Source organism: Synechococcus sp. CS-1328 (assembly GCF_025128095.1).
GTDB lineage: Bacteria > Cyanobacteriota > Cyanobacteriia > PCC-6307 > Cyanobiaceae > CBW1002.
Genome location: NZ_JAHLYT010000017.1, coordinates 1 through 25,112 on the forward strand (window position 1 = coordinate 1; position 25,112 = coordinate 25,112).

Annotated in this window: 25 protein-coding genes and 1 pseudogene; 13 read left to right on the forward strand and 13 right to left on the reverse strand. The window is 68.1% G+C overall.

Annotated elements, in window-relative coordinates; all coding sequences use genetic code 11:
* A pseudogene (locus KQ310_RS02715) lies at nt 1-313 on the forward strand (twin-arginine translocation pathway signal); the annotation flags it as partial.
* Between the two features lie 65 nt (nt 314-378).
* Here KQ310_RS02715 and KQ310_RS02720 read toward each other — a convergent pair.
* Together KQ310_RS02720 and KQ310_RS02725 are read right to left on the reverse strand one after the other, a co-directional pair.
* Nucleotides 379-1,527, reverse strand: a complete 1,149-nt coding sequence (locus tag KQ310_RS02720; protein WP_259720266.1) for an aldo/keto reductase — start codon at nt 1,525-1,527, stop codon at nt 379-381.
* Between the two features lie 88 nt (nt 1,528-1,615).
* On the reverse strand, nt 1,616-2,200 hold the full coding sequence (locus KQ310_RS02725) for a bifunctional nuclease family protein (RefSeq protein ID WP_259720249.1): 585 nt from the start codon (nt 2,198-2,200) through the stop codon (nt 1,616-1,618).
* A 64-nt stretch (nt 2,201-2,264) separates the two neighbouring features.
* Between KQ310_RS02725 and KQ310_RS02730 the strand changes: the two genes are divergently transcribed.
* A complete protein-coding gene (locus KQ310_RS02730) occupies nt 2,265-2,933 on the forward strand; it encodes a riboflavin synthase (protein WP_259720267.1) in 669 nt (222 codons plus the stop codon).
* 69 nt (nt 2,934-3,002) lie between these two features.
* A complete protein-coding gene (locus KQ310_RS02735) occupies nt 3,003-3,602 on the forward strand; it encodes an HdeD family acid-resistance protein (protein ID WP_259720250.1) in 600 nt (199 codons plus the stop codon).
* A gap of 8 nt (nt 3,603-3,610) precedes the next feature.
* Here KQ310_RS02735 and KQ310_RS02740 read toward each other — a convergent pair whose 3' ends face one another.
* The 4 genes from KQ310_RS02740 to KQ310_RS02755 all read right to left on the reverse strand — a co-directional run bounded on the left by KQ310_RS02740 (nt 3,611) and on the right by KQ310_RS02755 (nt 7,576).
* Nucleotides 3,611-4,033 (reverse strand): AbrB family transcriptional regulator, encoded by a 423-nt coding sequence (locus KQ310_RS02740; protein WP_259720251.1) that lies wholly within the window; start codon nt 4,031-4,033, stop codon nt 3,611-3,613.
* A gap of 152 nt (nt 4,034-4,185) precedes the next feature.
* Nucleotides 4,186-4,803: a heme-copper oxidase subunit III gene (locus KQ310_RS02745; protein ID WP_399237476.1), complete on the reverse strand. Its 618-nt coding sequence runs from the start codon at nt 4,801-4,803 to the stop codon at nt 4,186-4,188.
* A gap of 104 nt (nt 4,804-4,907) precedes the next feature.
* A complete protein-coding gene (gene ctaD, locus KQ310_RS02750) occupies nt 4,908-6,572 on the reverse strand; it encodes a cytochrome c oxidase subunit I (protein ID WP_259720252.1) in 1,665 nt (554 codons plus the stop codon).
* Nucleotides 6,573-6,634: 62 nt separating this feature from the next.
* Nucleotides 6,635-7,576 carry a cytochrome c oxidase subunit II gene (locus KQ310_RS02755; protein WP_259720253.1) on the reverse strand — a complete coding sequence of 314 codons (942 nt, stop codon included), beginning with the start codon at nt 7,574-7,576 and terminating at the stop codon, nt 6,635-6,637.
* A gap of 291 nt (nt 7,577-7,867) precedes the next feature.
* Here KQ310_RS02755 and KQ310_RS02760 point away from each other — a divergent pair, with 291 nt between their 5' ends.
* The 5 genes from KQ310_RS02760 to KQ310_RS02780 all read left to right on the forward strand — a co-directional run bounded on the left by KQ310_RS02760 (nt 7,868) and on the right by KQ310_RS02780 (nt 12,555).
* Nucleotides 7,868-8,782, forward strand: a complete 915-nt coding sequence (locus tag KQ310_RS02760) for a COX15/CtaA family protein (protein ID WP_311134688.1) — start codon at nt 7,868-7,870, stop codon at nt 8,780-8,782.
* Nucleotides 8,775-9,752: a heme o synthase gene (locus tag KQ310_RS02765; protein ID WP_259720255.1), complete on the forward strand. Its 978-nt coding sequence runs from the start codon at nt 8,775-8,777 to the stop codon at nt 9,750-9,752. Before KQ310_RS02760 ends, KQ310_RS02765 begins: the two co-directional genes overlap by 8 nt.
* 67 nt (nt 9,753-9,819) lie before the next feature.
* On the forward strand, nt 9,820-10,851 hold the full coding sequence (locus tag KQ310_RS02770; protein ID WP_399237480.1) for an ATP-binding cassette domain-containing protein: 1,032 nt from the start codon (nt 9,820-9,822) through the stop codon (nt 10,849-10,851).
* Between the two features lie 102 nt (nt 10,852-10,953).
* A complete protein-coding gene (locus KQ310_RS02775; protein WP_259720256.1) occupies nt 10,954-11,820 on the forward strand; it encodes an ABC transporter permease in 867 nt (288 codons plus the stop codon).
* A 3-nt stretch (nt 11,821-11,823) separates the two neighbouring features.
* A complete protein-coding gene (locus tag KQ310_RS02780) occupies nt 11,824-12,555 on the forward strand; it encodes an N-acetylmannosamine-6-phosphate 2-epimerase (protein ID WP_259720270.1) in 732 nt (243 codons plus the stop codon).
* 73 nt (nt 12,556-12,628) lie between these two features.
* Here the strand turns inward: KQ310_RS02780 and groL are convergent, their stop codons facing one another.
* On the reverse strand, nt 12,629-14,299 hold the full coding sequence (gene groL, locus KQ310_RS02785) for a chaperonin GroEL (RefSeq protein WP_259720271.1): 1,671 nt from the start codon (nt 14,297-14,299) through the stop codon (nt 12,629-12,631).
* 165 nt (nt 14,300-14,464) lie between these two features.
* Between groL and KQ310_RS02790 the strand changes: the two genes are divergently transcribed.
* A complete protein-coding gene (locus KQ310_RS02790; protein ID WP_311134689.1) occupies nt 14,465-14,755 on the forward strand; it encodes a hypothetical protein in 291 nt (96 codons plus the stop codon).
* 97 nt (nt 14,756-14,852) lie between these two features.
* Here the strand turns inward: KQ310_RS02790 and fabG are convergent, their stop codons facing one another.
* Genes fabG through KQ310_RS02805 form a run of 3 tightly spaced genes read right to left on the reverse strand, consistent with a single transcriptional unit; the run spans nt 14,853 to nt 17,671 of the window.
* Nucleotides 14,853-15,614: a 3-oxoacyl-[acyl-carrier-protein] reductase gene (gene fabG / locus KQ310_RS02795; RefSeq protein WP_259720257.1), complete on the reverse strand. Its 762-nt coding sequence runs from the start codon at nt 15,612-15,614 to the stop codon at nt 14,853-14,855.
* A 49-nt stretch (nt 15,615-15,663) separates the two neighbouring features.
* Complete coding sequence (locus KQ310_RS02800) at nt 15,664-16,785, reverse strand: TrkA family potassium uptake protein (RefSeq protein ID WP_259720258.1); 1,122 nt, start codon at nt 16,783-16,785, stop codon at nt 15,664-15,666.
* A gap of 25 nt (nt 16,786-16,810) precedes the next feature.
* Nucleotides 16,811-17,671, reverse strand: a complete 861-nt coding sequence (locus KQ310_RS02805; protein WP_259720259.1) for a glycosyltransferase family 9 protein — start codon at nt 17,669-17,671, stop codon at nt 16,811-16,813.
* A gap of 33 nt (nt 17,672-17,704) precedes the next feature.
* On the opposite strand from KQ310_RS02805, the gene ispD reads away from it, so the two are divergent.
* Entirely contained in the window at nt 17,705-18,433 is a 729-nt protein-coding gene (ispD, locus tag KQ310_RS02810) for a 2-C-methyl-D-erythritol 4-phosphate cytidylyltransferase (protein WP_259720260.1), read from the forward strand.
* 67 nt (nt 18,434-18,500) lie between these two features.
* Here the strand turns inward: ispD and KQ310_RS02815 are convergent, their stop codons facing one another.
* Complete coding sequence (locus KQ310_RS02815; RefSeq protein ID WP_259720261.1) at nt 18,501-19,502, reverse strand: LD-carboxypeptidase; 1,002 nt, start codon at nt 19,500-19,502, stop codon at nt 18,501-18,503.
* A complete protein-coding gene (locus KQ310_RS02820) occupies nt 19,499-20,410 on the reverse strand; it encodes a 4-hydroxybenzoate polyprenyltransferase (RefSeq protein WP_259720262.1) in 912 nt (303 codons plus the stop codon). Before KQ310_RS02820 ends, KQ310_RS02815 begins: the two co-directional genes overlap by 4 nt.
* An 80-nt stretch (nt 20,411-20,490) precedes the next feature.
* Here KQ310_RS02820 and KQ310_RS02825 point away from each other — a divergent pair, with 80 nt between their 5' ends.
* Both KQ310_RS02825 and KQ310_RS02830 read left to right on the forward strand, forming a co-directional pair.
* Nucleotides 20,491-22,143: a Ppx/GppA phosphatase family protein gene (locus KQ310_RS02825; RefSeq protein WP_259720263.1), complete on the forward strand. Its 1,653-nt coding sequence runs from the start codon at nt 20,491-20,493 to the stop codon at nt 22,141-22,143.
* 8 nt (nt 22,144-22,151) lie between these two features.
* Complete coding sequence (locus KQ310_RS02830) at nt 22,152-22,409, forward strand: 2Fe-2S iron-sulfur cluster binding domain-containing protein (protein ID WP_259720264.1); 258 nt, start codon at nt 22,152-22,154, stop codon at nt 22,407-22,409.
* A gap of 22 nt (nt 22,410-22,431) precedes the next feature.
* Here the strand turns inward: KQ310_RS02830 and mnmA are convergent, their stop codons facing one another.
* Nucleotides 22,432-23,634, reverse strand: a complete 1,203-nt coding sequence (gene mnmA / locus KQ310_RS02835) for a tRNA 2-thiouridine(34) synthase MnmA (RefSeq protein ID WP_259720273.1) — start codon at nt 23,632-23,634, stop codon at nt 22,432-22,434.
* A 153-nt stretch (nt 23,635-23,787) separates the two neighbouring features.
* Here mnmA and KQ310_RS02840 point away from each other — a divergent pair.
* Nucleotides 23,788-25,112: NAD(P)H-hydrate epimerase (locus tag KQ310_RS02840; RefSeq protein ID WP_259720265.1), on the forward strand; the 1,325-nt coding region annotated here is incomplete at its 3' end.

Consider the following 25,112-nt stretch of genomic DNA (forward strand, 5'->3'; position numbering starts at 1 on the left):
CAGGTTCCAGGCCAGCGGCGCGCCGCTGGCCTGGAACCTGCTGCTGCGCCCCGCCGGCCATCCGGTGGCACCGCCACTGGAATGGCTGGGGGCGATTCTCGAGCCGCCGCTGCTGCAGAGCCTGCTCACCGCCGGCTGGGTGCCTCCGCTGCAACGAGCGGCCCTGGAGCCCCTGCTGGCCAAGCTGCCGCGCCCGACCGCTGAGCTGCTGCTGCCGCCGCCGGAGCTGCTGCGCCGCTGCTGGTCCTTACCGCCCCTGGATGTGCGCCAGAGGCTGATCCTTCAGAACCTCTGGGACGCGGCAGCCCCCTGACAGAGGAGCTCCCCTCAATCCCTGCGTGGTGGCCCCATACAGCTGCGCCGAGGCGCAGGGGCTGCTCAGCCCCAGAGGCGCCGCCGCGGTGCCGCGGCCAGGTGGCGATGGGTATCCGCCAGCAGATCGGGAATCGGCAGGCCGTGGGGGCAGCGCGGCAGGCAGGCGCCGCACTGGCGGCAGGCTTCGGCGTTGAGGCTCTCCCACCAGTGGCCGGCCCGGCCGATCAGGTTGTAGCGCTCGCTGGCATGGGCGACCATGCCGTGCCCCACCGCCAGGTTGCGCAGCCGCAGCAGTTCCGGGATCGGCACGGCGCTGGGGCAGGGCAGACAAGCCCGGCACTGGCCGCAACGCTCCTCACCCAGCCGTTGGGCGGCCGAGGCACGCAGCCGCTCAACAGCCAGATCCACCGCAGTGGGCCCTGAACCTGGGCCTAGACCTGGAGCTAGAGCTGGCTCAGGCCCTGGCTCGGCCTCGTCTGGGCTGAGCTGGCCTGGGTGGCCTGCGGCGGCCGTCAGGCGGCGGGCCCAGACCAGATCCCCGGGCTGGGAAGCCCCCAGGCTCAGGGTGGAGATCCCCTGCTCAAGCAGGACGCGATAGGCCAGTTCGAGCGGCTGGAACGGCGCGCAATCGGCCAGCAGTTCGGGCGGCGGGTCGTAGAGGCGGCCGCCCTTGTCGGCGGGGGAGATCGCCAGCACACCCAGCCCAGCCTCCAGGGCGGCGCGGGCCAGCGGCAACCGCTGTGGATCGAACAGGTGCAGATGCAGGCAGCAGAAGCCGAAACGGCCTGCGTCCAGGGCCGCGGCGATCAGATCGTTGCTGCCGTGGCTGGAGAAGCCCACCTGGACCGCCAGGCCTTCCCCCTCGGCCCAGGCGAGCAGCTCGGCCCCAGGCCCTCGTAAGGCCCAGTCCATGTGGTCGGCGGTGTTGAGGCCATGCACCGCCAGGTTGTCGAGCCGAGCGACCCCGAGCCGCTTCAGGCAGGCGTTCAGCTGGTCCTGGGCCGTCGACAGGTCGGGGCCTGGCAGCAGCTTGCTGGTGAGCACTAATTGGGCACGCGCCTGGCGATCACGCCGCTCCAGGGCCGCCAGGGCCTGGCCCAGGAAGGTTTCCGCCGGCCCGTAGGCCGGGGCGGTTTCGATGTGATTGATGCCGGCCGCCACGGCCGCCAGCAGCACTGCCTCCATCTGGGCGGGGCTGTCCAGGGCCCGCATCGTGCCCAGGGTGAAGGGCGACACCGGCCGCCCCCGCCCGAAGGGCCGCAGGCTGCTGCCAGCGGGCTCCAGGGCCCGGCCAGCGGGATCAACCGGCAGAGGGAGCACCGGATCCCCCGGAATCAGCTGCGTCTTCATCGGTCTGTTCCCCCTCAGGTTGGCCGTTGGGGAGGTCGGGCTGGGCGCGGCGCCGCTGCCGCACCAGTTCGGCCGGGCTCGTGGAATCGAGGAAGCGGCGGAAGTCCTCCTGGTCTTCGGCGTCGGCTTCGGCATCGACAGGAATCGAGGCGTCGGCCACCACTTCCTCCAGCATCCAGATGCCGCTGCCGGTGCGCAGGGCCAGGGCGATGGCGTCGCTGGGACGGGCATCGAGCTCGCTGGCCTCGCCCTCGCCGTCCTGCAGCTTGAGCACGGCCCGAAAGGTGTTGTCTTCGATGGTGTGGATGATCACCCGCTCCAGGCTGAGGCCGGCCACCGCCATCAGGTTGGCCATCAGGTCGTGGCTGAGCGGACGGGGGGGACGCTGCTGGTTGAGGCCCGCCATGATGTTCTGGGCCTGGGCCTGATCGATCCAGATCGGCACCTGGCGGCGGCCGGAGGGATCGCGCAACAGCACGATCGGGCTCCGACTGGCCGCATCCAGGGCGATCCCGGCGATGCGCATCTCCACCATGCGGATGCTTCTCCTGGGAGGATCCTCTGCCTGGGTGATTATGGCCAGCAGAACCGGAGCGGCGATGTTCACCGGACTGGTCCAGGCCGTGGGTCGGCTGCAGCGCTGCCCCCAGGGGGTGCGGGTGAGCTGGTTGATGCAGGCCGGCGCGCCGCTGGGGTCGGTGGCCCTTGGCGACAGCATCGCTGTGGATGGGGTGTGCCTGACCGCGGCCGAACTGTTTCCCGATGGTTTCCGCGCCGATGTCAGTGCGGAGACCCTGGCAAGAAGCGGCCTGGCCGCCAAGGCCGACCAACAGGCCCACGTCAATCTCGAACCGGCCCTGCGCCTGGCCGATCGCCTCGGCGGCCATCTGGTCAGCGGTCATGTCGATGGTGGCGGCCTGGTGCGGGGCATCAGCCGCGAACCAGGCTCCTGGCGCCTGGACCTGGCCTGGGACGACCCGGCCTACGGCCGCTACATCTGCGAGAAGGCCAGCGTGGCTGTTGATGGCATCAGCCTCACCGTGGCGGGCTGTGATCCCGGCGGCGACCGCTTCTGGATCGCCGTGATCCCCCACACCTGGACCTCCACCACCCTGGCGGAGCGGCGGCTCGGCGATCGGGTCAACCTGGAGGCGGATCTGCTGGCCAAGTACACCGAGCGGTTGCTGCAGGCGGGGGCCAGCCCAGCCGCTGCAGCTCCTTCACTGAATCTCAGCGCCGCCTGGCTGGCGGAGCATGGCTGGGGCTAGAAGCCGGGGCCAAGAGACGATGCCGGAACCCCTGCCTAGGGTCCGGGAAGCTCTCCTGTCTCTTCGCCCATGGCGGTCGTCGACCCCCTGCTCTCCGTCGACCGCGGCCTGCGCAGCTTTGCACTGGCCGAAGGCATCCTGATGCTGGTGCTGGGGCTGCTGGCTCTGTTCTTTCCAGTGGTGGCCTCGATCTGGGTGACCGCCATGGTGGCGGTGGCCTTCCTGGTGGGTGGGCTGGTGGGCTGGATCACCAACCTGCTGCGGGCCCGTCAACTGCGCCGCTGGCTTACCTTCTCCCGGCTGCTGGTCTCCACCCTGTTCGTGTTGACCGGCTTCTGGATGCTCCATCAGATGGGGTCTGGCCCCGAGCGTGCAGCTGCCCCTGTGGCGTCCCTGGCCCTGGCGGTGGGTCTGATGTTCCTGGTGGAGGGAGCCGTGGGCATCGTGGCCTCCCTGGCCCATCAGCGCCTGGTGGGCTGGGGCTGGGGGCTGGTGAACGGCGTGGTGACCCTGGTACTGGGGCTGCTGATCCTCACGATGAAGTTCTGGAACCTCAGCTGGGTGCTCGGCGTGCTCGTGGGCATCAGTTTCCTGTTCAGCGGCCTCGATCTGATCACCTTCAGCGCCAGCTTCCACGACGGCGAAGGGGGCTCTGAAGCCGGCAGCTGAAGCCGGGTTCAGCCCTCGTCCTGGGCCTGATCAAGGTCATCGGCCTGATCGGATTCCTGGGACTGATCGGCCTGTTCCTCACTGCCATCAAGGGCGACGAGCCAGATCGATCCGGTTTCAGCATGGAGCTGGATGCGGAACTCCTGACCGGGCACAAGGCCCAGGCGCCGGGTGTAGGCCTGGCCGATCAGAAGATTTCCGTTGCCATGCACCCGGGTGCGGAATTCGGCCTGGCGTCCTTTGGTACCTCCACCACCGCCACCTGGGGTTTCCGGCAGGCGATAGCCCTTGGCTTCCACCAGGGCGCGGTAAAAACTCTTCTTCAGCACCCGACCACTGGGCCCCACGTAGCCGCAGGCCCGAGCGATCTGCTCCTCCGGACGGTTGCTCAGCGAGCGAGCTTTCTCAAGCAGTTCCTTTCCCTTGAGCATGTCCGAGCTCTGGGCTGGTCGTGCGTCCGTCGCGCGGGCCGAGGGGGTTCCGTTCCTGTAGGACATCGGGGCGGGCGTGGTACGGACTAGGGGGCTTCGGCCTGAGGCGATTGTGCCCAGATCAGTGACCGACCAGCAAGCGCAGGTGAGGCTCAGAGCACGTAGAGCAGACCGAACAGCACCAGCCAGATCACGTCGACGAAGTGCCAGTACAGCTCAGCAGCTTCCAGCCCGAAGGGCTCGCTGGCGGTGACCCGACCCTGGTCGCGGGTCTGGAACCAGACCACCAGGATGCAGATCACTCCCAGGGTCACGTGCAGGCCATGAAAGCCTGTGAGGGCGTAGAAGGTGCTGGCGAACAGGTTTTCGGTAAGGCCGAAGGGCAGGGAGAAGTACTCCACCATCTGTCCGGCGAGGAAGGCACTGCCGAGGGCTGCTGTGAGCAGCAGCCAGGGACGGCAACCGCTGCGGTTTCCGGCCAGCAGCTGCTTGCCACCGCGATGGAACGTGAAACTGCTCACCACCAGCAGAACCGTGTTGAGGCTGGGCAGCAGCAGTTCCAGTTCGTAATTCGATCCCGGCGGGAGCGGATTCACCGCACGGAAGGTGAGGTACGCGGCAAAAAATCCCGCAAAGGTCATGCCGTCCGCCACCAGGAACAGCAGCAGGCCGAACATGCGGAAATCCCCATGGCCATGCTCCACCGCCTCAACAGGCTGAGCCAGGCTCGTGGTAGTGACGACGGTGGAGGAGGGGGCGAGGCTGGTCATCGGTGCAGGGGGTACGGGATGGGAGCGGTGGTGGATCAGGAGATCAGCATCATGGGCCAGTTCAGGAGAGGTCGCTGTTCAAAAGAAGCGGATGCCTGGACCTCTCAGCTTCTGCCATCACTCCAGAGATCCCGGCCGCTGGTGGCGTTCAGATCGATCTGGTCGGCAGGAACCCCATAGGCATAGGGCTCATGCACCAGTGGCGCCGCACCCACCCAGTTCTCCACCGGCGGAGGGGAGGAGGTGAGCCATTCAGGAGTGAGAGCGCGCCAAGGGTTGTCGCCTGCCACTTGGCCGCGGAAGGCACTCCAGATCACGTTGTAGAGCAGGGGCAGGGTGCTGATCGCCATCAGCAGGGCTCCAATGCTGCTGGCCTGATTGAGCGTGGTGAAGGCTGGGTCGTACTCCGCGACACGACGGGGCATGCCATTGAGGCCAAGCCAGTGCTGGGGAAGGAAGCAGAGATTGAAACCAACGAACGTGAGCAGGAAATGAAGCCGGCCCAGGTCTTCGTTCAGCATCCGGCCGGTGAATTTGGGATACCAGTGGTAAATCGCCGCAAAGATCACGAAAACGGTGCCACCATAGACAATGTAATGAAAGTGTCCGACTACGAAATAAGTGTCGTGCACGTGAATATCAAACGGAACCTGGGCCAGCGCCACTCCCGTGATACCGCCGAAGACGAAATGGAAGATGAAGGCGCAGGAGAACAGCATGGCGCTGTTGAGTGCGATCTTTCCACCCCACAGCGTTGCCAGCCAGTTGAAGAATTTGATGCCGGTCGGCACGGCGATGAAGGAGGTGGCGATCGTGAAGAACAGGCGCATCCAGGGGGGTGTGCCGCTGGTGAACATGTGGTGAGCCCAAACGATCAGGCCGAGAAAGACAATCCCCAGGATCGAATACACCATGGTGGTGTAACCGAACAGCGGCTTACGGGCATGGATCGGCAGGATCTCACTCACCAGGCCGAAGGCCGGCAGGACCATGATGTAAACGGCCGGGTGGGAATAGAACCAGAACAGATGCTGGTACACCACCACATTGCCGCCCAGGGCAGGGTTGAAGAAGCCAGTGTGGGCGACGATATCGAAGCTGAGCAGGATCAAAGTGCCTGCCAGCACTGGTGTTGAGAGCACCACCAGAATGCTGGTGCCCAGCATGGCCCAGCAGTACATCGGCAGCTGCATGAGCTTCAGGCCAGGCTGGCGCAGCTTCAGCACAGTGGCGATGAAGTTGATCGCCCCGAAGATCGAACTGCCCCCAAGCAGCAGCACACTCAGAATCCAGACCACCTGCCCGGCCGCAGGGGTGGTGATGCTCAACGGCGGATAGGCTGTCCAGCCCGACTGGGCTGCCCCCGAGATGAAATAGCTGCTGATCAGCAGGATTCCAGCAGGCGGGATCATCCAGAAGGCGACGGCGTTGAGCCGGGGGAAGGCCATATCCCTGGCACCCACATAGAAGGGAATCAGGTAATTACCGAAGCCGCCATTTACGACCGGCACAATCCAGAGAAAGATCATCACCGTGCCATGCAGGGTCAGCACCTCGTTATAGGTTTCCCGGCTGATGAAATCTGAGATCGGGCTGGCCAGCTCGGTGCGGATCACACCAGCCAGAGCACCTCCAATCAAATAGAAGATGAAACCGGTGACCAGGTACTGCAGGCCGATCACCTTGTGATCCAGACTGAAGCTGAAATAGCGCAGCCACCCTTGGGGTTGCAGGCTGCCCTGGAAGCTCTCGGGGCTGGCGACGGTCATGGAACAGGGGTGGCGGAGGCGAAAACGTTGGCTGGATTCAGACGGGGTGGCAGGCCTGGAACTCAGCCAGTGGGCGGGGCAGCCGCCAAGGCCACCGTGCTGGGCGCCGCCGGGGCGTTCTGGCGGATCCAGGCCTCAAAGGCCTCCTGTTCATGGACCACCACGTTGGTGCGCATGCCGCCGTGGTAAGGGCCGCAAAGCTCAGCGCAGACGATCGGGTAGGTGCCAGGGCGGGTGGGGGTGAACGACATCACCGTGGGCTGGCCGGGGATCACGTCCTGCTTCAGACGGAACTGGGGCACCCAGAAGGCATGAATCACATCACGGGCCTCCATGCGCAGCTGCACCGGACGGCCCACTGGCACATGCAGCTCACCGCTGGTGATGGAGCTGTCCGGGTAATGGAAAATGAAGGCGAACTGCATGGCGGTCAGCTCCACGGGCAAGGCATCGCCCGCTGCACTGCTGATGCCACCCCAGACGCGTTCCGGTTGGGCCTCGCCCGGGTCATCGGCAAGAAGGGTTGAGCTGCTGCCTGGACCCTCGCGCAGCAGGGCTGGAGCGGCCATGGCGTCGCCGTGACTCTGGTGCTCAGCAAGCATCAGGGATGAGGCATCGCCGTGCATGGCTTCATGACCGTTCAGGGGCGTCATGCCCCCCATGCGCTCATAGATGTCGTAGCTGTAGATGCCCACGAACAGGACCACCACCGCAGGGATGGCGGTCCAGAGGATCTCCAGGGGCAGATTGCCTTCGATCGCCACGCCGTCGCCCTGATCGCCGGGCAGGCGGCGAAACCGCACCAGGCTGAAGATCAGCAGGCCGGTCACCCCCACGAACAGGATCGTGCCGATGCTGAACAGAACCTGAAACAACGCGTCGTAGACGGGGGCATTGCTACTGGCATCCACCGGCAGCAGATTGACGTTCTGACCCACCCAGAGGCCACCGAGCACCAGCACCATGCCCAGTACCAGCGTGATCAGGGAGGTGGGAATGGTCACCGGGGCAGATCAGATCAGCAACCAGCCTATGGGGCCCCGATTGCGGCAGTGGATCCAGTCACTGAATGCAGTCACTGGAGCCAATCAGTGACTCCAGTCACGGGATCTGGCAGTGACTCCGGTTTCGGCTTGATACGGCTTGAGCCGACGGACGGCGTGCCTGGGCAGGAATTGCTCTATCGAATCGAGCGGCGAGACGGGCGCCAGGCGACGCCCTGAACGAAGCGATGAGACGTGAGGGAATCGCAACGCTTTTGAACTGGCTACTTTATGGCTCCCCGTAGGGATTCCTTGATCACATCCCTGGCGCTGCTGCTCTCCCACCTTGTTGTGGCATTGGTGGCCCTGGTCGCCATCGGCGGCGCAACGCGGGTGATGGAGGCTGGACTGGCCTGTCCGGACTGGCCGCTCTGTTATGGCGTGTTTCTGCCTGGTCAGCAGATGAACATGCAGGTGTTTCTGGAGTGGTTTCACCGCCTAGATGCCTTCTTGGTGGGGGTGGCGTTGCTCGTGCTCTGTGCCATCAGCCTGCTGCGCAGACGCCTTCTGCCGGCGTGGCTGCCCTGGTTCAGTGGCGCGGCCCTGCTGATGGTGGCCGTTCAGGGGGGGCTGGGAGCCCTCACCGTGACCCGGTTGCTGGCCTCGGATATCGTCACGGCCCATCTCGCCACGGCCCTCGCCCTGGTGGCTCTGGTCAGCGCCGGCTATCAGCGGCTGGCGGCACCAGCTGAGTCGCCACCGATCTGGTTCCGGGTTCTGGTCGGTCTGGCGCTGGTTCTCGTTTTCGCCCAGTGCGTCCTGGGGGGGAGCATGGCCAGCCAGTGGGCCGCTGATCGTTGTTTCTCCGCAGGCGACTCCTGCCGCTGGCTGCTGGCCCACCGCATCGGGGCCTACCCGGCCGCTGGGGCGGTGCTGGCCATGGCCATCGGCAGCCTGACCCTGCCGCGACGCTGCCGCCATCTCCAGGGTCTGGCCCTGGTGGCGACGGCCCTGGTGGCCAGCCAGGTGGTTCTTGGAATCCTCACCTTGCGCCAACAGCTTCAGGTCCCGGGCCTCACCGTGGCCCATCAGCTCGTTGCTGCCCTGCTGGTGGCCGTCCTCGCCGCGATCCTCGGTCGCAGCGCGGTGCCCAGTTCCGCTGCAGACGCCTCGGCGGCCTGCGGCCTTCCCAACCCATCCCTTTCCGCGAAGGTGGCCCATGGTTAGCGTCAACCCTGAGGCTCTGGCGGCCGCTTCCCGTCCTGCCGTGCCGCGGTCGGTCCGTCTGCCCGCCTGGCTGGAGGTGGCCAAGCCCCGCCTGATTCCCCTGCTTCTGGCCACCACCCTGGCGGGCATGGCCCTCTCGGTGGGCTGGCCACTCGATCCGCTGCGCATCACCTGCACCCTGGTGGGCGGTGCCCTCGCTTCGGCCGCCGCCGGTGTGCTGAATTGCCTCTGGGAGCAGGAACTCGACGGGCGCATGCAACGCACCAGCCGACGGGCTCTGCCCTCCGGTCGGCTCGCCCAGCGCCAGGCCTTCCTTCTGGCCATTCTGCTCACCTCCGCCTCGGTGGCGGTGCTGGTTCTGGGGGTCAACCCCCTGGCGGCAGCGCTGGCGCTGCTGGGGTTATGCAGCTATGTGCTGCTCTACACGGCCCTGCTCAAGCCCCGCACACCCCGCAACATCGTGGTTGGCGGCGTTGCAGGAGCCATCCCCCCCCTGGTGGGGGCTGCGGCCGCCGGTGGCCTACCCACCTGGGCGAGCTGGTGGCTATTCAGCCTGGTGATGCTCTGGACCCCCGCCCATTTCTGGGCCCTGGCCCTGCTGCTCAAGGATGACTACCGCTCGGTCGGCATTCCCATGCTTCCCGTGGTCAAGGGAGAAGCCGTCACCGCCCGGGCGATCGGCCGCTATGCCTGGGCCACGGTGCTGGCCAGTGGCATCGGCGTGCTGGCGTTGCCCAGCGGCGGCCTCCTCTATGGCCTGCTGGTGATCCCCTTCAACGCACGCCTGCTGCAACTCAGCGGTGCCCTAAGCCGTGACCCCAACGATCCACAGCGGGCTCGCAACATGTTTCGCTGGTCGATCCTCTATCTGTTCGGCATCTGCCTGTTGCTGGTGATGGCCCGATCGCCTCAGGCAGAGGTCTTCAGCCTGGTGGCCTTCAGGCCGCTGCTGGGCCTGGGGCTGTCCTGATGCTCCGGTCTGGATCAGTGGTGTGTCGAATGGCCCGTCCGGTCCTCCTTAGATTGGCCAACCATGCGTGGTTTCCAGGAGTGGTGAGCGGGTGATCGAGCTCCAGCACCTCAGCAAGCATTACGGCAGCGTGCAGGCCCTCGACGGCCTCTCGCTCCATGTGCCCCAAGGCTGCCTGTACGGCCTTCTGGGGCCCAATGGAGCCGGCAAGACCACCTGCCTGCGCATCCTCTGCACCCTGCTGTCCCCGGAAAGCGGCAGCGTCTCGGTGGCGGGAGTCGATGCCCTGGCCCAGCCGCGCCAGGTGCGTCGGCTGCTCGGCTACGTCGCCCAGGAGGTGGCCATCGACAAGATCCTCAGCGGCCGTGAGCTGTTGCAGTTACAGGGCGACCTCTACCACTTGCCGACCAGCGAGCGGGATCGCCGCATCGTTGAACTGGTCGACCTCCTGGGCATGGAGGAGTGGATCGATCGCCGCTGTGGCTCCTATTCCGGCGGCATGCGTCGCCGCCTGGATCTGGCCACCGGGCTGCTGCATCGCCCCCGCGTTCTGGTGCTGGACGAGCCCACCGTGGGCCTGGACATCGAAAGCCGTGCCGCCATCTGGCAGGTGCTGCGTCAGCTCCGCGATCAGGGCACCACGGTGCTGCTCAGCAGTCACTACCTCGAGGAGGTGGATGCCCTGGCCGATCGCCTGGCCATCGTGGAGGCCGGCCGGGTGATCGCCGAAGGCACCCCCAGCGAGCTCAAAGGCGCCCTCGGTGGCGACCGCGTCACCCTGCGGGTGCGGGAATTCAGCACCGCCGAAGAGGCCGAACGGGTGCGCGGGCTACTGGTCGCCTGTGGCGGCGTGAGGCAGGTGGTGGTGAACCGTGCCCAGGGCTACTCGCTCAATCTGGTGGTGGACGACACCGCCGTGCTTGAGACGCTGCGCCATCAGCTGATGCAGGCCGATCTGCCCGTCTTCGCCCTGGCCCAGAGCCGCCCCAGCCTCGACGATGTCTATCTGCAGGCCACGGGCCGCACCCTGATGGATGCCGAACTGGCCGTGGCCGGTAGCCGCGATCCCAAAGCCGAACGCAAACAGGCGATGCGCTGACCCCTAGCCGAGAAGCGCTTCCGCCTTCCTCCGTCACTGTTCTGCACCCGGTTCCGTTCTGCTCCGGCTGCCCTGCTTTCCGATCCGCCGCCGCTCCCGCCGATGACCAGCGCCACGCCCTCCTACGCCTCAGCCGGCACCCCAGCGGAGCAAGAGCCCTCCGCCTTCGCCGAAATCCGCCAGGAAACCCTGGCGCTCACCCGCCGCCTCTTCCTGCAGTTGCAGCGCCGCCCCTCCACCTTGGTGGCCGGCGTTCTGCAGCCGCTGATCTGGCTGATCCTGTTCGGTGCCCTGTTCGCCAATGCGCCAACGGGGCTGCTGCCGGGGGGCGAGAGTTATGGCCGCTTCCTGGGGGCGGGGGTGATCGTGTTCACCGCCTTCAGTGCTGCCCTCAACGCCGGGCTGCCGGTGATGTTCGACCGGGAGTTCGGCTTCCTCAACCGTCTGCTGGTGGCGCCGCTACGCTCACGCAGCTCGATCGTGCTGGCGTCGGTGCTCTACATCACCAGCCTCAGCCTGGTGCAGAGCCTGGCGATCATGGCCACCGCAGCCCTGCTTGGCTACGGCTGGCCGGGAGGTGCAGGGCTCCTGCTGGTGCTGGTCACCCTGCTGCTGCTGGTGTTCGCGGTGACGGCCCTCAGCCTCGGACTCGCCTTCGCCCTGCCAGGCCACATCGAGCTGATCGCGGTGATCTTCGTGGCCAACCTGCCGCTGCTGTTTGCCAGCACCGCCCTGGCGCCGCTGGCCTTCATGCCCGCCTGGCTGCGCTGGCTGGCTTCAATCAATCCGCTCACCTTCGCGATCGAGCCGATCCGGGCCGCCTACGCCGGCCAGGTCAGTTTGTCTGCGGTGGTGATGGAGGCTCCCTACGGTTCGCTCACCACCACCACCTGCCTGCTGATCCTCACCGCCCTGGCGGCTGGCCTGTTTCTGCTGATCCGCCCGCTTTTGGATCGCAAACTCGCCTGAATGATGACCAGCCCCCCCGCCGCCGCCTTCGATCCATTGTCCGGCCGCTCTTTGCCCGGGAGAGCCGCTCTGGCTGGGGGGCTGATCGTGTCCGTGCAAGCGCCGGAAGGATCACCGATGCGTGAACCGTCCGTGATCGCAGCCATGGCGGAAGCCAGCCTGGCCCAGGGGGCGATCGGGGTGCGGCTGGAGAGTCCGGAACACATCGGTGCCGTGCGCCGCCGCTGCCCGGAGGCCCTGATCGTGGGGCTGTGGAAACGCAGCCTGCCTGGCAGCGCCGTGTACATCACGCCGCGCTGGCAGGACCTGCAGCAGGTGTGGGCGGCAGGAGCTGATGTGGTGGCCATCGATGCCACCGATCGCCCCAGACCGGAGCACGAAACCCTGGCTGAGATCGTTGCGCAGGCCAGGGCGATCGGCATTCCCCTGATGGCCGATGTCGATGGCGTCGCCAATGGGCTGAAGGCCGCCGCCCTGGGCTGCCACTGGGTGGGAACCACCTTGTTTGGCTACACGGAGGCCACCGCCGGGCTGCGGCCTCCAGCCTGGGATCTGCTGGAGCCCCTGCGCCGGCAGCTTTCGGCGGAGGTCACCCTGATCTGCGAGGGCGGAATCGCCTCGGCCGAGCAGGCCGCTGAAGCACTGACCCGGGGTGCCGATGCCGTGGTGGTGGGCACCGCCATCACGGGGGTGGATCTGCAGGTGGCGGCCTACGTGCAGCGCTTGCGCGGCTGACCTCTGAACTGATGCGCTGACTTCTGGGCCTCAGGAGGGGCATGGGCCGACTGACCCACACCCCCCCGGGAGCTCACATCATGCCGGGCATCCCCATGCCGCCCATGCCGGGCATGCCCATACCGCCCATCCCACCCATCCCGCCCATGTCACCACCAGGGGCGGCAGCAGCGGGCTCAGGCTTGTCGGCGATCACCGCTTCGGTGGTGATCAGGAGGGCTGCGATCGACACCGCGTCCTGCAGGGCGAGGCGAACCACCTTGGCGGCATCGACGATGCCAGCGGACAGCAGATCCTCGTAGCAGCCCGTGGCGGCGTTGTAGCCCTGACCGCGGCTCAGGCACTCGGAGGTCACCACCGAACCATCGACACCGGCATTGACCGCAATCTGACGCGCCGGCTCACCCAGGGCGTGCTGCACAATCGCCACACCGGTGCGAACGTCGCCGCTGCTGGTCGCCAGCAGGCCATCGAGCTCCGAGGCCAACTGCAGCAGGGTGAATCCGCCGCCGGGAATGATGCCCTCCTCCACTGCAGCGCGAGTGGCATTGAGGGCATCCTCGATGCGCAGCTTGCGATTGCGCAGTTCGGTTTCGGTGGGGGCTCCCACCTTGATCACCGCCACGCCGCCGGCCAGTTTGGCGATCCGTTCGTTGAGCTTTTCTTGGTCGTACTCGGAGTCGGTGGCGTCGAGTTCGCGCTTGATCGCGGCCACCCGGTCGAGCACCGCCTGACGATGGTCATCGGTCGCCACCAGGGTGGTGCTGTCTTTGGTGATCGTGATCCGGCGGGCCGTTCCCAGGTCCGCGAGGGTCACCGCCTCCAGGCTCATGGCCCTGTCCTCGCTCACCACGGTGGCGCCGGTAAGGATGGCGATGTCTTCCAGCATGGCCTTGCGGCGATCGCCGAAGCCGGGGGCCCGCACGGCCGCCACCAGCAGCACGCCGCGGTTCTTGTTCACCACCAGGGTGGCCAGGGCCTCGCCGTCCACCTCCTCGGCCAGGATCACCAGGGGCCGGCCGCTGCGGGCCACGGCCTCCAGCACCGGCACCAGATCGGCGACGCTGCTCACCTTGCGGTCGGTGATCAGCAGGAAGGCACCCTCATAGACGCACTCCAGGCGCTCCTGATCGGTCACGAAGTAGGGGGAGCTATAGCCCCGATCGAAGGCCATGCCTTCGGTGATCTCCAGTTCGGTGGCCAGGGATTTCGACTCTTCCACGGTGATCACGCCGTCGGCACTCACCGTGCCCATGGCCTCGGCGATCATGCCGCCCACTTCGTCGTCGTTGCCGGAGCTCACGGTGGCCACCTGGCGGATGGCGTCTCCGGCCACCGCCTGGGCACGGGCGGCGATGCCGCTCACCACCAGGGCCACGGCCTGCTCCATGCCGCGGCGCAGCTGCACCGGGCTGGCGCCAGCGGCCACATTCTTCATGCCCTCCCGCACCATCGACTGGGCCAGCACCGTGGCCGTGGTGGTGCCGTCGCCGGCCTTGTCCTTGGTCTTGGCGGCCACCTGCTGAATCAGCTTGGCGCCGATGTTCTCGAAGGGATCCTCGAGTTCGATCTCCCGGGCAATGGTGACACCGTCATTGACGATGTCCGGTGCGCCGAACTTCTTTTCCAGCACCACGTTGCGGCCCTTCGGACCGATCGTGACCCGCACGGCGTCGGCCAGGGCATTCACCCCCCGCTCCAGGGATTCGCGCGATTGATCGGCGAACTGGATCAGCTTGGCCATCGGGGAGAGCAGAACAACAGATGGCTCAGCGTCCCATAGCGCACTGTCCGGCCGCAGCACCAAGGTGGTGGTGAATGCCGAATCAGCCCGCCCGGGGCCCTGTCCCAGGCGCCCCATGGCCAGTAGCGTCATGCAAGAGCAGAGGGCTGGGAGCCACCGAGAGCCATGGAGGACCTGCTGCAGAGCGCACTGGACAGTGCCACCGCCGAGAGCGCCCTCGTTCCCAGCTCCAAGGCCGATGCCATGGTCTTCCTGCTGATCGCGGCCCTGGGCCTGCTGATGGCCCTGGTCTACGTGCCGATCCGGCTGTTTCTCACGATCACAGCCCGCCGCCGCCGGCTGCAGCTGCTGCAGCGAATCCGTCGGCTGCGGGACGACCTGGGCCAGCCACTCCAGGCGGACCCCCTGAGCAGCTCCGACCTCCATCCTTCAAAGGTCTCGACCGCCAACGACTGATCGGCCCAGCTCAAGGCACTGTTCTGCGTCGATCAGTTCAGCGCAGCCGTCTTCAGTGCAGCGGGCTTCAGTGCAGCAGCATTCAGCCCGGCAACCGTCAGCGCATCACCATGCCGCCATCCACCTGCAGCACCTGGCCGGTCATGTAGGCGCCGGCTGGATCGGCCGCCAGGAAACGCACGGCGCTGGCCACCTCGGCCGGCTGACCCATGCGCGCCAGCGGAATCGCCGCCAGGATCGGCTCCTTGGCCAGGTCCTTGGTCATGTCGCTCTCGATGAAACCGGGGGCCACCGCATTGACGGTCACACCACGGCTGGCGAATTCGGCGGCACTGCTGCGGGTCAGACCGATCACACCCGCCTTGGCGGCGCTGTAGTTCGCCTGGCCGGGGTTGCCCATCAGGCCCACCACCGAAGTGATGTTGATGATCCGTCCGGCCCGGGCCTTGAGCATCGTGCGGCTCACGGCGCGGGTGCAGAGGAACACGCCGGTGAGGTTGAGGTCGATCACGCTCTGCCAGTCGCTGGTCTTCATGCGCATCAACAGCCCATCGCGGGTGATGCCGGCGTTGTTGACCAGCACGTCGAGGCGACCTTCCCGCTCGAGCACCGCCTTCACCATCGATTCCACCGCCGCTTCTTCGGCCACATTGGCCTGATGGCTCCAGGCCTGGCCGCCCTGCGCCTCAATCTCCGCCACCACGGCGGCTGCAGCCTCCGGCGAACTGGCGTAGTTCACCACCACGGTGGCGCCGGTGGCCGCCAGCTCCAGGGCGATGGCCCGTCCGATGCCGCGGCTGGCCCCGGTGACCAAGGCAACCTGGCCGTCGAGGGAAGAGCTGGGAGAACCGCCGGACATCGCCAATCAGGACAAGTGGGGCCGATCGTATGTGCCGCCCCCGCCGCCCTCACTCCTGCATGGTCTCGACACCCTCCAGGGCAGGGCCGAGCAGGTCAGCGAGGGTGCGCAGCTGTTCCTTGCTGCCCAGGGCCACCAGCAGCTGGCCCGGGGCCAGGCGCACATCGCCATCGGGATTGGCGATCAGGGTGGAGGGAGGGGCCAGGACGGGGACGCCGCGGTAGGTGGGAACTGGCTGACTGGGCGGTTCCGGATTGCGGATCGCCAGCACAAGAGCGCCGGTGCGCCGTCGCAGGGTCAGCTCAGCGAGAGTGCGGCCACTGAGATCGCCGAGCAGGAGGGGATCATTGCTGAGCTGGAACTCCTCCACCTCGCAATTGGAGCCGGCCAGCAGGTCCATGAAGCTCACCGCCAGGGGCCGCAGGGCTGTGGCCGCCATGGTGCGTCCACCCGCCACGTACGGACTGACCACCTGATCAGCCCCGGCCAGGCGCAGCTTGCGCGCGGCTTCTTCGCTGTCGGAGCGGGCGATCAGGCGGCAGCCGGGGGCAAGGCCGCGGGCACTGAGCACCACGTAGAGGTTGGCGGCGTTGCTCGGCAGGGCCGCCACGAGGCTGCGGCAGCGGTGGATGCCGGCCTCCAGCAGGGTCTCGTCGAGGGTGGCGTCGGCGCTGAGCACCGGCAAACCCCTCTCTTCCGCCTCTCGCTTGCGCTCGTCATCCATTTCGACCACCAACAGCGACACCCCTTCACTGCTGATCTGTTCGGCGATCTCCCGACCGATCCGCCCGTAGCCACAGAGGATCACGTGGTTCTGCATCGTCTCGATCCAGCGGAGGAAGCGGCGCTCGCGCATGCGCCGGAAGTAACCCGATTCTGTGAGACCCAACACTCCCTGAATGGTGAGCTGCACCACGATCAGGCCCCCGATGATCGAGAGGGCCGTCACCAGACGACCGCCCGGGGAGAGGGGCTGCACCTCCCCGTAGCCGATGGTGCTGATCGTGATCGCCACCATCCAGTAGCAATCCCCCCAGTCCCAGCCTTCGGTCAGGCGATAGCCGAGGGCGGAGAGGTTCACCACGGTCGCCAGGGCGATCATCGGTGTGCGCCAGGGGCGCCGCAACCGGGTGGAGGGTGGACGGCGCCGGCGCCGCAGAACTGGGATCATGGCGCCAGTCCCATCCGATCTCGGCTCATCCCAGGCCCAGGGCCTGCAGCACCGGGTCGATGGAGAGCTCCTGCAGCTGAGCGGCCTGGCCCAGGCCCGTCACCCCCTGGCGCTGGGGCAGGCTGGCCGGATCGCGACCCAGGGCTACCAGCGGCACACCGCAGAGCAGGGCCAGCTCGATCGTGAGCGGGTCACTTGCCAGCACCACGTCGGCGGCGGCCACCTGGGCAGCCCGCCGCCGCAGGGCGCCGAAGCTGGGCACAATGGGCGCCAGGGTGAAGCTGCGCAGATCGCTGAGGCGGACCTGGATGCGCTGCGTCAGGGCCTGCCAGTGGGGAGCCGGCCAGTCGCCGGCGCCGCCGGCCGGCGCCAACAGCAACATGGGCCCTGAACCGGGCGGCAGGGCCGCGCTGGCCTTGTCCAGATGCGCCCTGGCGATCGGCAGGCGGTAGGCCGCGGCATCCAACCGCACCCCCACGGGGCGCAGGTAGGCCTCCAGGCGCTGATCGATCCAGCCCTGGCTGGACGGAACAATCCGTTCGGTGGCCGAGAACCCCGCCGCCGCCACCCGGGTGGGGATGTGGCTCATCGACAGCAACAGATCGATGGCCCGGCCGCCGGGCCCACCGGCCACGAGGTTGACGCAGAGCTGGAAATCTGGATCCCGTACCAGGCCCAGAAGATTGGTCCAGTCGGCCAGGGTGGCCTTGTCATAGAGGATCGGCAGGATTTTCTCCACGGCCGGCAACAGGCTCCAGACGCTTCCAGCTTCAGGGCTGCAGGCCACCTGCACCTGGAAACCGAGCTGATCCGCCGCTGCCGCCACCGCCGGCAGAACCTGCAACTGGCTGACGCTGTCGCCTGGAATCAGAAAAAGGGCGCGCATCAGGCGTTGGACAGGGCATCGCGGCCTGATTGTATGGAGCAGTTCCTGATCTGCCCGTCGTTCCGGGAGCTGCTTGTGCATCTGCTGATCGCCGCCGCCGGCAGCGGCCGCCGTATGGGGGCCGAGGGCAACAAGCTCCTGCTGGTGGTGGCCGGTCGTCCAGTGCTGGCCTGGACCCTGGATGCGGCCCTGGCCTGTCCGGTGATCCGCTGGATCGGGGTGGTGGGTCAGCCCCTGGATGAGGAGGCCGTGGCGGCGATTGTGGCGGCAGCCGAGCCCAGGCTGCCAGTGCAATGGATCGTGGGCGGCGACACCCGGCAGGAATCGGTGAGCCGCGGCCTGGCGGCCCTGCCCGCTGAGGCCGAGGGGGTTCTGATCCACGACGGGGCCCGCTGCCTGGTGGAGCCGGAGCTGCTGAGCCGCTGCGCCGAGGCCGTGACCGCCGGCGCCGCCGTGATCGCCGCCACCCCCGTGACCGACACGATCAAGCAGGTGGACGGTGAGGGCACGATCCAAGCCACCCCCGATCGCAGCGACCTCTGGGCAGCCCAGACGCCCCAGGGCTTCCCGGTGGACGATCTGCGCCAGGCCCATGCGATCGCCGCGGCCGAGGGCTGGAGCGTCACCGACGACGCCGCCCTGTTCGAAAAGCTCGGAAAACCTGTGCAGGTGCTGGAGGCACCGCCGTCCAACATCAAGCTCACCACGCCCTTTGATCTCACGATTGCTGAGGCGGTTCTGGCCCAACGGGCGGCCGGTTGAGCGCTGCCCACTGCGCCGCTGACCACTGCGCCGCTGACAGCCGCGCCACTGACCGCCGCGCCACGGCTCAGATCCCGCCCACCTCCAGGGTGCCGAGCCCTCCATCCAGCCTTGCCGGTGCCCCGATCGGCAGGGCGGCGTTGCCGGGGGCATGGCCCACCGGCAGGCCGGCGACCACGGGGATTCCCAGATCCTGCGTGCGTTCGCGCAGCACCTGCTCGAGGCTGAAGCACCCGGCGGTTCCGCGGGCCTCGATCAGGCTGTTGTCTTCGGACGCGCCGTCCTGTTGAGACGCGCCATTGGCTTCGATCTCGTCGTCTCCAGGTGGCTCTTCGGCGGGATCGTCGCAGCCCAGGAAGCTACCGAAGCCGATGCCGGCCAGGCTCTGCAGCGCTCCGCAAAGGCGCCAGTGGGTGAGCATCCGCTCGATCCGGTAGGGCGCCTCGCCCACATCCTCAAGAATCAGGATCGCCCCCCGCAGCTCCGGCAGGTGGGCCGTGCCGAGCAGATGGGTGGCCACGGTCAGATTGGCCACCAACAGCGGCCCCTCGGCCACACCGGCTTGCCAGCCCACGCCACACAGCGGCGGCAGGGGCTCGCCGAACAGCAGGGCCCGCAACCGTTCCTGGCTCCAGCGGGGTTCCGCCGCCAGGGTGGTGAGCAGCGGTCCATGGATGCCGCCACGGCGGCCCCGAGCCTGCTGGCCCCACAGCAGGGATGTGACATCGGAGAAGCCCAACAGCCAGCCATCCGGCAGGGACAGCGGCCGCTCCAGCAGCCGGGCCGAGCCCCAGCCGCCCCTGACGCAGGCCAACAGGGCGGCGGCGACGTCCAGGTCCGCGGCCCGCTCCGCGTCGCGGCCGGCCAGGTAGCCCCAGCGGCGCCCCAGCAGACGCTCCGGCTGGGAGGGCTCCAACTGCAGCCCCCACTGCTGCAGCAACGCTGCACCGGCCGCGAGCCGGTCTGCGGCGTCAGGGCCGATCAGAGCCGAGCTGGCCGCCACCAGCTGCACCCGATCCCCCCGCCGCAGCGGACGGGGCCAGTCCTGCGGCCAGCGCAGCTGGCTCATGCCGCTCCCCGGCCCAGCACCAGGGCCAGCAGCAGCAGGCCGCCCAGCTGCACCTGCCTCAGAAAATGGCGGCCATAGCGAGAGCGGGGCAGGGCGGCGCTGCGCAGATCCAAGGCCTCACGCTGCATGCCCGCGGCGGCCACCAGCCAGAGCGGCCAGAACACCAGATTGATCGACTGCAAGGCCGCCGCCATTGCCAGGGTCAGGGCGGTGAGCCCATAGCAACCGGCCACCACCGCGGGCGCCCGGATTCCGAGGCTGAGGGCGCTGCTGCGGACCCCCAGCACGGCGTCGTCATCGCGATCGGCCATGGCATACACCGTGTCGAAGCCGAAGGTCCAGCTCACGGCAGCCAGCCACACCAGCAGCAGCGGCGCTCCGCCGGCCAGGCTGCCCGTGGCGGCCGCCCAGGGGATCAGGGTGGCGAAGCCCCAGCACAGGGCCAGCACCAACTGGGGAAAGGCGAACCAGCGCTTGGCGGAGGGGTAGAGCAACACCGGCGGCAGGGTGGCCACCGCCAGCAGCAGGCAAAGCGCGCGGCCTCCTGGCGGCAGGGCCAGCACCACCAGCAGGGCCAGCAGCAGGCAGACCAGCAGCAGGATCACGGCTTCTGGCACGCCGGCGCGGCCATCGGCCAGAGGCCGATGGCGGGTGCGTTCCACCAGCGGATCGATACGCCGGTCCCAGAGGTCGTTGGCGACGCAACCGGCACCGCTCACCGCCAGACCACCCAACACGATCCATCCCACCAAGCCGGGCTCCGGCGGCGCCTGGGGGGTGAGCCAGAGGGCCCAGCCTGCGGGGATCAACAGGATCAGCCGACCGCTCGGCTTGTGCCACCGCAACAGCTCGATCCAGGCCCGCAGCCGGTCGGCGGTGCCGTGGAAAGCCAGGCGACTTGGAGCCATGCAGCGGTTGCGCTCGCCAGCAGCCTAGGTCTGGTGCCGGATGGCAAAGTGACGCCGCCCCTGACCCGGCGGCCTTGCCGATGGCCCAGATCCCTCCTGTCGCCTCGGCCGGCCTGCGTCGGGTGGCGGCGATCGACATCGGCACCAACTCGATCCACCTGCTGATCGCCGAGGTGGATCCGGAGCTGCAGAGCTTCAGCGTGGTGCTGGCCGAGAAATCGACCACACGGCTGGGGGAACGGGATCCCGAAACCGGTGACCTCAGTGCCGCGGCGATCGAGCGGGGCTTCCGAACCCTGCGTCACTGCCGCGATCTGGCCGCCAGCCATGGGGCCGAACAGATCGTCACGGCAGCCACCAGTGCCGTGCGCGAAGCCCCCAACGGCAAGGACTTTCTGCAGGCCGTCCAGGAGCAGCTGGGGCTGGAGGTGGATCTGGTCAGCGGCCCCGAAGAAGCGCGCCTGATCTACCTCGGCGTGCTCTCGGGGATGAGCTTCGGCGAGCAGCCACACATGATCATCGACATCGGTGGCGGCTCCACCGAGCTGATCCTGGCGGACAGCCGCGATTCCCGCGCCCTGACCAGCACCCGCATCGGCGCCGTGCGGCTGCAGCGCGACTTCATCCGCGAGGAACCGCTGCCGGACGAGCGGCGGAAGTTCCTGCAGGCCTATATCCAAGGGTCCCTGGAACCCGCCGTGGCCCAGGTGAAGGCCGCGTTGCCGGCCGGCAGCAAGCCCGTGCTGGTGGGCACCAGCGGCACCGCCATGGCCCTGGCGGCCCTGGCTGCCGCCGAGGAGGCCAAACCGCCGCTGAAGTTCCAGGGCTACCGGCTCGATCGCCAGAAGGTCGACCAGATCGTGGCCAAGCTGCTCGCCATGACGCCGGAACAGCGGCGCACTCTCTCGGTGATCAATGAGCGGCGGGCCGAAATCATCGTGCCCGGCGTGCTGATCATGCAGACCGCCATGACGATGCTCCAGGCCGATGCCCTGGTGGTGTGCGACCGCGCCCTGCGGGAGGGCCTGATCGTGGACTGGATGCTGCGGCAGGGGCTGCTGGGCGACCGGTTCTCATTCCAGAGCTCGATCCGCCAACGCACGGTCCGTCATCTCGCCCAGTCGTACGGCGTCGACCGGGCCCAGGCCGATCGGGTGGCCGAACTCGCCGTGAGCCTCTACGACCAGAGCCGTGGCCTGCTCCACCACGACCACGAATACGGCGGCTACGGCCGCCAGCTGCTCTGGGCGGCGGCGCAGCTGCACACCTGCGGCAAACACATCAACATCGCCGCCTACCACAAACACACCTGGTATCTGATCCGCCACGGCGAGCTGCTCGGCTATTCCCAGGCCGAGCATCTGATGGTCGCGGCGATCGCCCGCTATCACCGCCGCGGCCTGCCCAAGAAACGGCATGAGTCGTGGCAGCTGATCGAGGGGCGCGACCAGCGCCGCACCGTGGCGTCGATGGCCCTGTTGCTGCGGCTGGCGGCCGCCCTGGATCGGCGGCCCGTTCCCGTGATCGCCGGGCTCGAGGTGGTGCCCCTGCGCGATGGCGATGGGGTGAATGGCCTGCTGATCAGTCTCAGATCCTTGCCGCCAGCGCCCGGTGAGCCACCGATCGATCTTGGCCTCGAGCGCTGGAGCCTGCGCTCCTGCGCCGAGGTGGTGCTGGAAGCCAGCGGCTTCCGGCTGCGGGTAGCCGGGCCCGATGGCGAGGTGGTGCCCTGAGGGCAGCGATGGCGGAGCCCGCGACACGACGAACGATCACGATCCACTGGCCTGATGGTGGCGTCAGCCAGGCGGCCGTGGGCTGCGACTGGCTGTTGGCGGCCGCTGAGGCGGGTCAGTCGATTCCCACCGGCTGTCTCGGCGGCAGTTGCGGAGCCTGCGAGATCGAGGTGAACGGCCAGGTGGTGCGTGCCTGCATCGCCACGGTGCCGGCCAGTGCCGGCGGCAACCTGGACGTGGACCTGGCCGCTGATCCCTATTGGTGAGCTCCTGGTTGGAGCTCCTGGATCAGACCTGATGAGCCTGGATCAGGCCTCCCCCCAGCACCACCTCACCGGCGTAGAACACGGCCGCCTGGCCTGGTGTGATCGAGAACTGCTCCTCGGCGAACTCCAGCTGGCAGCGATGGGGCCGGCCGTTGGCCGCGTCATCTGGCTGGGCTGACAGGGGGGTGAGCCGGGCTGCCACGGGGGCACTGCGGTAGCGCAGTTGCACGTCCACCTGCAACGCCGCCGCCGGCGGAGCCATGGAGATCCAGTTGATCGCCCCCACGATGCAGCGACCCCGCGCCGCCTCCCGCCTTGGGGCCACCACCACCCGGTTCATGGCGCCATCGAGCCGCACCACATGCAGCGGCTCCCTCCAGGCCACCCCCAGACCCTTGCGCTGGCCGATGGTGAAATGCTCGATGCCGTCGTGGCTGCCCACCACGGTGCCGTTGGCCAGCACGATCTCACCGGGGCGGGGCGGCAGGTAGGCGTCCAGAAACGCCCGCATCGAGCCGTGGTGATCGGCGAGGCAGAGGTCCTGGCTTTCGGGCTTGCTGGCGGTGCGCAGGCCGTAGCGCCCCGCTTCCAGCCGGGTGTCCGGCTTGGTCAGCTCCCCCAGGGGGAACACCAGCCGCCCCAGCACCTCCTGGGGCAGGTCGTAGAGGAAATAGCTCTGATCCTTGTGGCGATCCAGGCCGCGCAGCAGTTGATGGCGCCCCGCCACGGTCGCGCCCTCTGCAGCGGCGCCGGTGGGAAGCGGCAGGGGATCGCCGGCATCGGCGTGGCGCACGCGGGCGTAATGACCGGTGGCGATGCGCTCGATGCCGCGGTTCTGCAGCGCCCACTCCAGCATCGGGCCGAATTTCACCTCTCGGTTGCAGCGCGAGCAGGGCAGCGGCGTGATCCCGGAGGCATAGCCCTGCACCAGCACGTCGACGATCTGTTCGCGGAAGCGCTCCCGTGCATCCACCACGTGGTGGGGAATGCCGAGCTGCTCGCAGATGCCGGCCGCATCGACCAGACCCTCGGCGCAGCAGGCCCCCTTGCCGCTCATCAACCAGAGGGTGAGCCCTTCCACCTGCCAGCCGGCCTCCACCAGCAGGGCCGCCGTGAGGGAGCTGTCGACACCACCGGAGAGGCCCACGGCCACCCGATGCTCTCCAGGCCAGCGGCGAAGGCGCTCAAGCGCTTCAGCTCCGGCGGGGGTGACCGGGGCAGCCACGGCTCGGAGGGCGGCATCGGCTGACGCAGTCACGCCTTCAGCAGACAGCGGCGCAGGCAGTGGAGCGGGATGGACGGTCAAGACCTGGAGGCAGTGCACGGCTGTCGGCGGGCCGCAGGCTTTCCATCATGAAAGCGTGCCGCCATCCCTGCCTTGTCGCCCCTCCCCCCCGCGCCCTGCTGGCCCCGGCGCGATGCGGATCACCTACTGGTCAGCGGTGCCCAGATGGCCGCGCTGGAGCAGCAACTGTTCGCCTCCGGCCTGCCGGTCGAGGCCCTGATGGAGAAAGCTGCCCTGGCCGTGGCTGAGCGAGTGCGCACCGGTTCCGCCTGGCGCCGGCAGGCCCGCCGCAGCGGTGTGCTGGTGCTGGTGGGGCCGGGACACAACGGCGGTGATGGCCTGGTGGTGGCACGGGAACTGCATCTGGCCGGCTGGCCGGTGCGGATCTGGTGCCCCTGGCCGCGGATCAAACCGCTCACCGAAGCCCATCGCCGCCACGCCGCCTGGCTGGGCATTCCCGCCCTGGAAGGCGAGCCCAACCCGGCCGATGGGGCTCTCTGGATCGATGCGCTGTTCGGGGTGGGGCAGACCCGACGACTGGATCCAGCCCTGGAGCTGCTGCTGGCGCATCGCCAGCAACAACAGCCGGGCCAGTTGGTGGCGATCGATGTGCCCAGCGGACTCTGCAGCGATTCCGGACGCTGCCTGGGGGACGTGGCCGCCGTTGCCCACACCACCTACTGCATCGGCCTGCGCAAGCAGGGCCTGGTGCAGGATGCGGCCCTGCCCTACGTGGGGCGGTTGCGGCGGATCGACCTGGGTCTGGCCCCGACCCTGCTCGAGTCCCTGCCGCCAAACCAGCTGCTGGGCATCGGTGGCGCCAGGGCTGCTGCCGATCTGGCTGCCCTCCCCTGGCCCCAGATCGATCCCACCGCCGCCAAGTACGGCCGTGGCCGCCTGCTGGTGGTGGCTGGCAGCCAGAGCTTCCGCGGTGCCGCAATCCTGGCCCTGAGCGGCGCCAGTGCCAGCGGTGCCGGCAGCCTGCGGGCGGCGCTGCCCGAGGCGGTGGCGGAGCAGCTCTGGCTGGTGCAGCCCTACACCGTGCTGCAGGCCAGCCTGGGCAGCACCGCCCAAGCTGGCCTGGCGCTGGGTGGTCTGGACGCCGGGGCGCTGGAGCGTCTCGATGCGGTGCTGCTGGGACCGGGGCTGGGAGCGGCCGCAGCAACCGCAGAAGCGCCGCTGTGGCAAGCAGAGCAGAAGTTCTGGGATCATCTGCAGGCCTTCAAGGGGCTGCTGGTGCTCGATGCCGACGGTCTCAACCGGCTCGCCGCCCCCAGCGGTGGGCAGGCCGAGGCGCTGGCGATTCAATGGTTGCGGGGACGCGGCGGACCCACCTGGATCACGCCCCATCGCGGCGAATTCAACCGGCTGTTTCCGGATCTGCAAGACCTGCCGCCGCTGGAGGCGGCCCGCCAGGC

What these genes read in the sequence shown, in the direction of transcription:
- KQ310_RS02825 (WP_259720263.1), top strand. Translation starts at nt 20,491, where the DNA reads ATGGCCCAGATCCCTCCTGTCGCCTCGGCCGGCCTGCGTCGGGTGGCG.
- KQ310_RS02780 (WP_259720270.1), top strand. Translation starts at nt 11,824, where the DNA reads ATGACCAGCCCCCCCGCCGCCGCCTTCGATCCATTGTCCGGCCGCTCT.
- KQ310_RS02790 (WP_311134689.1), top strand. Translation starts at nt 14,465, where the DNA reads ATGGAGGACCTGCTGCAGAGCGCACTGGACAGTGCCACCGCCGAGAGC.
- KQ310_RS02775 (WP_259720256.1), top strand. Translation starts at nt 10,954, where the DNA reads ATGACCAGCGCCACGCCCTCCTACGCCTCAGCCGGCACCCCAGCGGAG.
- KQ310_RS02805 (WP_259720259.1), bottom strand. Translation starts at nt 17,671, where the DNA reads ATGCGCGCCCTTTTTCTGATTCCAGGCGACAGCGTCAGCCAGTTGCAG.
- groL (WP_259720271.1), bottom strand. Translation starts at nt 14,299, where the DNA reads ATGGCCAAGCTGATCCAGTTCGCCGATCAATCGCGCGAATCCCTGGAG.
- KQ310_RS02720 (WP_259720266.1), bottom strand. Translation starts at nt 1,527, where the DNA reads ATGCGGGCCCTGGACAGCCCCGCCCAGATGGAGGCAGTGCTGCTGGCG.
- KQ310_RS02725 (WP_259720249.1), bottom strand. Translation starts at nt 2,200, where the DNA reads ATGGTGGAGATGCGCATCGCCGGGATCGCCCTGGATGCGGCCAGTCGG.
- KQ310_RS02735 (WP_259720250.1), top strand. Translation starts at nt 3,003, where the DNA reads ATGGCGGTCGTCGACCCCCTGCTCTCCGTCGACCGCGGCCTGCGCAGC.
- ispD (WP_259720260.1), top strand. Translation starts at nt 17,705, where the DNA reads ATGGAGCAGTTCCTGATCTGCCCGTCGTTCCGGGAGCTGCTTGTGCAT.
- KQ310_RS02820 (WP_259720262.1), bottom strand. Translation starts at nt 20,410, where the DNA reads ATGGCTCCAAGTCGCCTGGCTTTCCACGGCACCGCCGACCGGCTGCGG.
- KQ310_RS02745 (WP_399237476.1), bottom strand. Translation starts at nt 4,803, where the DNA reads ATGACCAGCCTCGCCCCCTCCTCCACCGTCGTCACTACCACGAGCCTG.
- KQ310_RS02730 (WP_259720267.1), top strand. Translation starts at nt 2,265, where the DNA reads ATGTTCACCGGACTGGTCCAGGCCGTGGGTCGGCTGCAGCGCTGCCCC.
- KQ310_RS02800 (WP_259720258.1), bottom strand. Translation starts at nt 16,785, where the DNA reads ATGATCCCAGTTCTGCGGCGCCGGCGCCGTCCACCCTCCACCCGGTTG.
- KQ310_RS02740 (WP_259720251.1), bottom strand. Translation starts at nt 4,033, where the DNA reads ATGCTCAAGGGAAAGGAACTGCTTGAGAAAGCTCGCTCGCTGAGCAAC.
- KQ310_RS02815 (WP_259720261.1), bottom strand. Translation starts at nt 19,502, where the DNA reads ATGAGCCAGCTGCGCTGGCCGCAGGACTGGCCCCGTCCGCTGCGGCGG.
- fabG (WP_259720257.1), bottom strand. Translation starts at nt 15,614, where the DNA reads ATGTCCGGCGGTTCTCCCAGCTCTTCCCTCGACGGCCAGGTTGCCTTG.
- KQ310_RS02830 (WP_259720264.1), top strand. Translation starts at nt 22,152, where the DNA reads ATGGCGGAGCCCGCGACACGACGAACGATCACGATCCACTGGCCTGAT.
- KQ310_RS02765 (WP_259720255.1), top strand. Translation starts at nt 8,775, where the DNA reads ATGGTTAGCGTCAACCCTGAGGCTCTGGCGGCCGCTTCCCGTCCTGCC.
- ctaD (WP_259720252.1), bottom strand. Translation starts at nt 6,572, where the DNA reads ATGACCGTCGCCAGCCCCGAGAGCTTCCAGGGCAGCCTGCAACCCCAA.